At 63.0% G+C, this 7,525-nt stretch carries 7 protein-coding genes; 6 read left to right on the forward strand and 1 reads right to left on the reverse strand.

Annotation, left to right across the window (positions count from 1 at the left end; translation table 11 throughout):
• On the reverse strand, positions 1 to 471 hold a 471-nt coding region (locus ACQKPZ_RS27690; RefSeq protein WP_427544397.1), incomplete at its 3' end, for a PQQ-binding-like beta-propeller repeat protein.
• A gap of 254 nt (positions 472 to 725) precedes the next feature.
• Between ACQKPZ_RS27690 and pedF the strand changes: the two genes are divergently transcribed.
• From pedF to exaC, 6 genes are all read left to right on the forward strand, one after another.
• Positions 726 to 1,187, forward strand: a complete 462-nt coding sequence (gene pedF, locus ACQKPZ_RS27695; RefSeq protein ID WP_391134326.1) for a cytochrome c-550 PedF — start codon at positions 726 to 728, stop codon at positions 1,185 to 1,187.
• Positions 1,188 to 1,192: 5 nt separating this feature from the next.
• A complete protein-coding gene (locus ACQKPZ_RS27700) occupies positions 1,193 to 2,068 on the forward strand; it encodes a substrate-binding periplasmic protein (protein ID WP_427544400.1) in 876 nt (291 codons plus the stop codon).
• Positions 2,069 to 2,077: 9 nt separating this feature from the next.
• Entirely contained in the window at positions 2,078 to 2,839 is a 762-nt protein-coding gene (locus ACQKPZ_RS27705; protein ID WP_427544403.1) for a quinoprotein dehydrogenase-associated SoxYZ-like carrier, read from the forward strand.
• A 38-nt stretch (positions 2,840 to 2,877) separates the two neighbouring features.
• Entirely contained in the window at positions 2,878 to 3,834 is a 957-nt protein-coding gene (locus ACQKPZ_RS27710) for a quinoprotein relay system zinc metallohydrolase 1 (RefSeq protein ID WP_427544406.1), read from the forward strand.
• Positions 3,835 to 3,939: 105 nt separating this feature from the next.
• Positions 3,940 to 5,727: a PQQ-dependent alcohol dehydrogenase PedH gene (pedH, locus tag ACQKPZ_RS27715; RefSeq protein WP_427544409.1), complete on the forward strand. Its 1,788-nt coding sequence runs from the start codon at positions 3,940 to 3,942 to the stop codon at positions 5,725 to 5,727.
• Between the two features lie 130 nt (positions 5,728 to 5,857).
• A complete protein-coding gene (exaC, locus tag ACQKPZ_RS27720; RefSeq protein ID WP_427544412.1) occupies positions 5,858 to 7,378 on the forward strand; it encodes an acetaldehyde dehydrogenase ExaC in 1,521 nt (506 codons plus the stop codon).
• Positions 7,379 to 7,525: the final 147 nt, after the last annotated feature.

Genomic DNA, 7,525 nt, shown 5'->3' on the forward strand with positions numbered 1-7,525 from the left:
GATCGCCGCGCCGCGGTTGACCACCTCGCAGCACGGGCGAATGTTGTCGGGCAGGCGGTGGTTGTAGGTCCACAGGCGTTTGCGCGTCTTGGCATCCAGGGCGAACACCCGCGAGTACGAGCCGGTGACGTAGACCACGCCGTCGCTGACGATGGCCTGGGACTCCTGGCCGCGCTGCTTTTCGTCGCCGAACGAATACGACCAGGCCGGGGTGAGCTTGAACACGTTCTTGTCATTGACCTGCGCCAAGGGGCTCCAGCGCTGGGCATTGGTGCCCATGCCGTACTGCAGCACGTCTTTGGTGGTGAGGTGGTCGTTGGCGATGTCTTCCCAGGTGACATTCTTGCTGGCAGGTGCCGCAGGGGCGGTGGCCGCTGTTGCCACAGTGCCCATGGCCAGGCTACCGGCCATCAGCAGCACGCGCACGCTCAGGGCCAGAGGGGAAAGGGCGGGTAGCGATCTTATTGTCATGGTTGCAGTTCCCAGTGGAGGTTTTGGCCTGCACAGGGTGGGGCGCAGCGGCGGCTGCGGGATACGGAAAATGTCCCGCTCTTGCCGGGAAAAGCTCCCGGACGGCACCTCATTTGGCCCTTCGCCACAAGCCCTACTACCAAGGGACTAAGGCCCGGCCACCAAAGCAGCATTCGGCCGCCTGCGGGCTGTTTTTAAGATGGCGGCACGGCCTCTGTGGTTGAGGCTTTGCGTGCAATGGTGAGGGCATAAGAATGACAACAAAACGCAATGTATTGCTGGCTACAGGGCTGCTGGCCGCGGCGGTGCTGACCGGTACGGCCTGGGCCCATGGCAATGTGGTGCCCCAGGCCGTGGAGACCAAGGGCCTGACCCCAATCAAGGACGCCGGTGTAAGCCTGGATGGCGATGGCTGGGCGGCAGTCAACCCATATCGCACCTCACCCGAACATGACAAGGCCGTGGAAATCGGCGCCTCGGCCTACAACCAGAACTGCGCTGCTTGCCATGGCCTGGAGGCCAAGTCCGGTGGCATTGCTCCGGACCTGCGCATGCTTGATGCCGGTGACGCCGGAGATGAATGGTTTGTCGAGCGTGTTCGCCACGGCGCCGTTCGCGATGGCCGTGTGTACATGCCGAAGATGGCCGACTACCTCAGCCAGGAAGCCCTGTGGGCAGTACGCACCTACCTGGACAGCGTGCACGTTGAGGAGTGACAGCCATGCGCCGGTTTGCCGTGCTGTTAGGTAGCCTGCTGCTGTGGTGCACCGCAGTGCAGGCGCAGGTGCGCAACTACGACGCGATTATTGCTGCCGGCGAGTTGAAGGTGGCTGTATACAAGGATTTCGCCCCCTACAGTTTCGAGGACCACGGCAAGCCGAGCGGCGTTGACGTTGAGCTGGCGCAGGCCCTGGCTACGGCCTTGGGGGTGCGCCTGCAACTGATCTGGGCGCCGCCCGGAGAAAAGCTCGACGACGACCTGCGGGACTACATCTGGCGCGGCAGCCCGCTGCGCCACCAGCAGTTGGCCGACCTGATGATGCGGGTGCCTTACGACCATGCCTATGCGCAGAAACGCAACGAGGTAGGTGAGCTGGAAAATGGCCAGGTCGTCATGTTCGGGCCTTATCAGCAAGAGCGATGGCAGGTGGCGTACGACCGCCGTCGCCTGGCGTCGGTGGCCAGTGTGGCGGTGTTCCAGCAGCACCCCATCGGGGTAGAGGTAGACAGCGTGCCGTCGTTCTACCTGACTTCGGTTTTCAACGGCATGCTCAGTGCCAACACCCATCATTACCCTGGCGTGCAACAGGCGTTCGGTGCCATGCAGGCCGGTCAGGTGGACGCCGTCATGGCGATGCGCGGCGAAGTCGACTGGCAAATGCACCAGGCTGGCGACCCGCAACTGGCACTCGCGGAAAACGCCTACCCCAACCTGGGCAAGCAGGCCTGGGAAATCGGCATGGCGGTACATGAAAGCAACCGCCAGTTGGCCTATGCCGTGGAGGAAGCCCTTGAAGCGATGATCCGCGATGGCCGGCTCAAGGCCATGTATGCCGCTTACGGCCTACGTTACGAGGTCCCGGAGATGTATCAATAGGAGCAGGCCATGAACTGGCGAGCGACTTTTTTGCTGGCCTGCTGGATGCCTTGTGCAGCCTTGCCTGCCACGCAAGGCACCCAAACAGACCCGGTACCCTCGGTAATGTGGGCCTTCTACCACAAGCAGTTACTGGGCCAGGCCGCATTCGTCTTCGATGACCGGGTCAAGCTGCTGGCGCCGCCGTTTGCCGAAGACGCACGCCAGGTGCCGTTGGAGATCGATGCCCGGGCGTTCGCTGGCGATGTGGTGCGTATCATCGCCTGGGCGGAACTGAACCCTTTGCCGCGCATTGTCGATTTCCAGCCCGGCGAGCGCGTGCTGCCCTGGTTGTCGATCCGCATCCGCATCGAGCAGGCCACGCCGCTGCGCGCTGCTGTGCAGACGCGCGATGGCCTGTGGCATGTCGGCTCGACCCTGATTGACGCGGCGGGTGGTGGTTGTACCGCGCCGAGCGTGGTACGCACCCAACCCGGCTGGGAGGAACACCTGGGTGTGGTGCTGGGAGGGCGTTACCCACGCGGCGATGCCAGCCGTTTGCGCGTGCAGGTGGCCCACCCGATGGATAACGGCCTGGTCAGCGGTATTCCCGAGTTCTTCCTGAACCATGCCGAGTTGCAAGACGCGGACGGCCAGCGCCTGGCCAGCCTTGAGCTGTACCCGGCGGTCAGCGAGAACCCGAACCTGGGCTTCGATATACGGGGCCCCGGGCCAACCCGGTTGCTGTTGCAGGACAACAGCGGCAACCAGTTCGAGGCGGCGGTGCCTTGAGCGCATTGCCCGACTTACCCCTGAGCAGAGGCGCCTGCATGCGTTGGATACCGTTGTTGCTGCTGTGCCTGGGCCTGCCGGCCTGGGCTGATCTGGACTATCGGCTTACACCTCGGCAAATAGCGGCAGGTACCTGGCTACTGGAAGGCAGCACGGACAATTTCGCCAAGAGCAACGGCGGCAATATCGTCAACACCGCGTTTATCGTCACTGACAGCGGCGTGGTGGTGATCGACAGCGGCCCCTCGAAGCGCTACGGCGAAGCGCTGCGCCAGGCCATTGCAGCCGTTACCGACAAGCCGTTGCTGGAAGTGCTGCTGACCCATCATCACCCGGACCATGCGCTGGGCAACCAGGCCTTCACCGATGTGCCTATCGGCGCGTTGGGTGGCACTACTGAATTGCTGCGCCAGCAAGGCGATGCCATGGCCGAGAACATGTACCGCCTGGTCGGCGACTGGATGCGCGGTACCGAGGTAGTGCTGCCAGCCCGGGTACTGGAGGCAGGTATCCACGAAGTCGGCGGGCACCGGTTGCGTCTGCTGGCGTTGGGCGGGCACACCGGTGCTGACCTGGCAATCCTGGATGAAAAGACTGGCGTACTGTTCGCCGGGGACCTGGTGTTCTACGAACGTGCCCTGACCACGCCCAACAGCCCAGGGCTGGATGTGTGGCTCAAGGATCTGGACACCTTGCAAGCACTGCCCTGGAAGCAGTTGGTGCCTGGCCACGGTCCGGTCGCCAGCGATGACCGGCCCTTCGCGCAGATGCGCGACTACCTGGGCTGGCTGGACGGCCTGATGCGCGACGGTGCGGCCCGTGGTGATGACATGGCCGAGATGATCCGCAGCCCCATCCCCGAGCGGTTTGCCGGTATCAGCCTGACCCGTTACGAGTTGATTCGCAGTGTCAGCCACCTGTATCCGCGTTATGAGCGCCAACGTTTGCAGCGCGTTGATAACGCGTCGCCCTCCAGCCCTGTACCAAGGAACTAGAAATCTCCCCACTGCGGCCAATTGTTGGCAACCGGGTCGGGACCAAGAATTCCCGGCACACCGGGAAAATTTCCCGGATACAACAAAAAACCAAAGGTAGCCGTCATGACCCGATCCCCGCGTCGCCCCTTGTTCGCCGTGAGCCTGGTGCTCAGCGCCATGCTGCTTGCTGGCGCGGCACACGCCGCTGTCAGCAATGAAGAAATTCTCCAGGACCCGAAGAACCCACAGCAGATCGTGACCAATGGCCTGGGCGTGCAAGGCCAGCGCTACAGCCCGCTTGACCTGCTCAATGCCAATAACGTCAAGGAACTGCGGCCAGTCTGGGCGTTTTCCTTTGGTGGTGAGAAGCAGCGCGGCCAGCAGGCCCAGCCGCTGGTCAAGGATGGGGTGATGTACCTGACCGGTTCCTACTCGCGGGTGTTCGCCGTGGACGCCCGCACCGGCAAGAAACTGTGGCAATACGATGCGCGCCTGCCAGATGACATCCGCCCGTGCTGCGACGTGATCAACCGCGGTGTTGCGTTGTACGGCGACCTGGTGTTCTTCGGCACCCTGGACGCCAAGCTGGTGGCCCTGAACAAGGACACCGGCAAAGTGGTGTGGAGCAAGAAGGTGGCCGACCACAAGGAAGGGTACTCCATCAGTGCCGCGCCGATGATCGTAAACGGCAAGCTGATTACCGGCGTTGCCGGCGGCGAGTTTGGCGTGGTGGGCAAGATCCAGGCCTACAACCCGGAAAACGGCGAACTGCTGTGGATGCGCCCCACCGTGGAAGGCCACATGGGCTACGTGTACAAAGACGGCAAGGCCATCGAAAACGGTATCTCTGGCGGCGAGGCGGGCAAGACCTGGCCCGGCGACCTGTGGAAGACCGGCGGTGCTGCGCCCTGGCTGGGCGGTTACTACGACCCGGAAACCAACCTGATCCTGTTCGGCACCGGCAACCCGGCGCCATGGAACTCGCACCTGCGCCCTGGCGACAACCTGTACTCCTCGTCGCGCCTGGCGCTGAACCCGGACGACGGCACAATCAAGTGGCACTTCCAGAGCACGCCGCATGACGGCTGGGACTTCGATGGCGTCAACGAGCTGATCTCGTTCAACTACAAGGAAGGTGGCAAGGAGGTCAAGGCCGCCGCCACCGCCGACCGCAACGGCTTCTTCTACGTGCTGGACCGCACCAACGGCAAGTTCATCCGCGGTTTCCCCTTTGTCGACAAGATCACCTGGGCCACTGGCCTGGATAAAAACGGCCGGCCTGTCTACAACGAAGCCAGCCGCCCGGGCGCACCGGGCAGCGAGGCCAAGGGCAGCTCGGTGTTCGTCGCCCCGGCCTTCCTGGGTGCCAAGAACTGGATGCCGATGGCATACAACAAGGACACCGGGCTGTTCTACGTACCGTCCAACGAATGGGGCATGGACATCTGGAACGAAGGCATTGCCTACAAGAAGGGCGCGGCGTTCCTGGGCGCCGGCTTCACCATCAAGCCGCTCAACGAAGACTACATAGGCGTGCTGCGGGCCATCGACCCGATCAGTGGCAAGGAAGTGTGGCGCCACAAGAACTACGCGCCGCTGTGGGGCGGGGTGCTGACCACCAAGGGCAACCTGGTGTTTACCGGCACGCCGGAAGGCTTCTTGCAGGCATTCAACGCCAGGACGGGTGACAAGGTCTGGGAATTCCAGACCGGCTCCGGCGTGCTCGGTTCACCTGTTACCTGGGAAATGGACGGCGAGCAATACGTGTCGGTGGTGTCCGGCTGGGGTGGCGCGGTACCGCTGTGGGGCGGTGAAGTGGCCAAGCGGGTCAAGGACTTCAACCAGGGCGGCATGCTCTGGACCTTCAAGTTGCCCAAACAGTTGCAACAGACGGCCAGCGCCAAGCCTTAAGGCGACCCTGCCATTTACTACCAATTGACGAGAGCCCCGCTGCCAACGATGCATTCGCCTGGCAGGCGGGGCTTTTTACCATCGCAGCATCGCCTGTCGCTGGACAGGCATCGACCCACAGAGGCCCAGCATGATCTACGCACAACCCGGAACCCCAGGCGCCGTCGTGTCCTTCAAGCCACGTTACGGCAACTTCATCAACGGCGAGTTCGTGGCGCCGTTGGCTGGCCAGTACTTCACCAACAGCTCGCCGGTCAATGGCCAGCCCATTGCCGAGTTCCCGCGCTCCACTGCCCAGGACATCGACCGGGCGCTGGACGCTGCGCATGCTGCCGCCGATGCCTGGGGCAAGACCTCGGTGCAAGACCGCGCCCTGGTGCTGCTGAAAATCGCCGACCGTATCGAGCAGAACCTGGAGGTACTGGCCGTTACGGAAAGCTGGGACAACGGCAAGGCAGTGCGTGAAACGCTCAATGCCGATGTGCCGCTGGCGGCGGACCACTTCCGTTATTTTGCCGGCTGCATCCGTGCCCAGGAGGGCGGCGCAGCCGAGATCAACGAAGGCACCGTGGCCTATCACATTCATGAACCGCTGGGTGTGGTCGGGCAGATCATCCCGTGGAACTTCCCGCTGCTGATGGCGGCCTGGAAGCTCGCCCCGGCCCTGGCCGCAGGCAACTGCGTGGTACTCAAACCGGCGGAGCAGACGCCGCTGTCGATTACCATTTTTGCCGAGCTGATCGCCGACCTGCTGCCAGCGGGTGTGCTGAACATCGTGCAGGGCTTCGGCCGTGAGGCCGGCGAAGCGTTGGCCACCAGCAAGCGCATCGCCAAGATCGCCTTCACCGGCTCCACCCCGGTGGGTTCGCACATCATGAAGTGCGCGGCCGAAAACATCATCCCGTCTACCGTGGAGCTGGGCGGCAAGTCGCCGAACATTTTCTTCGAAGACATCATGCAGGCCGAGCCTGCGTTCATCGAGAAAGCCGCCGAAGGCCTGGTGCTGGCGTTCTTCAACCAGGGTGAGGTCTGCACCTGCCCGTCGCGGGCGCTGATCCAGGAGTCGATCTACGAGCCGTTCATGGCCGAGGTGATGAAGAAGATCGCCAGGATCACCCGCGGTAACCCGCTGGACACCGAGACCATGGTGGGCGCCCAGGCCTCGGAGCAGCAATACGACAAGATCCTTTCGTACCTGCAGGTTGCCCGGGAAGAAGGCGCGCAGCTGCTGACCGGCGGGGCGGCCGAGCGGTTGCAGGGCGACCTTGGCAGTGGTTACTACATCCAGCCGACCCTGCTCAAGGGCAACAATACGATGCGTGTGTTCCAGGAGGAAATCTTCGGGCCGGTGGTGGGCGTCACCACCTTCAAGGACGAGGCCGAAGCCCTGGCGATCGCCAACGACACCGAGTTTGGCCTGGGGGCCGGCCTGTGGACCCGTGATATCAACCGTGCTTATCGCATGGGTCGTGGGATCAAGGCTGGCCGTGTATGGACCAACTGCTATCACCTGTACCCGGCGCATGCGGCGTTTGGCGGGTACAAGAAGTCGGGGGTGGGGCGTGAAACGCACAAGATGATGCTCGATCACTACCAGCAGACCAAGAACCTGCTGGTGAGCTACGACATCAACCCGCTGGGCTTCTTCTGATTAACTTGACCATATGAGTTAACGAAGGCCCTGTAGGACCGGCCTTGTGTCGCGAAAGGGCTGCGCAGCAGCCCCAACAATAGTCGCATCATCGCTGAAATCCTGGGGCTGCTGCGCAGCCCTTTCGCGACACAAGGCCGCTCCTAC

It is taken from the genome of Pseudomonas sp. NPDC089547, assembly GCF_050280665.1.
Lineage (GTDB): Bacteria > Pseudomonadota > Gammaproteobacteria > Pseudomonadales > Pseudomonadaceae > Aquipseudomonas.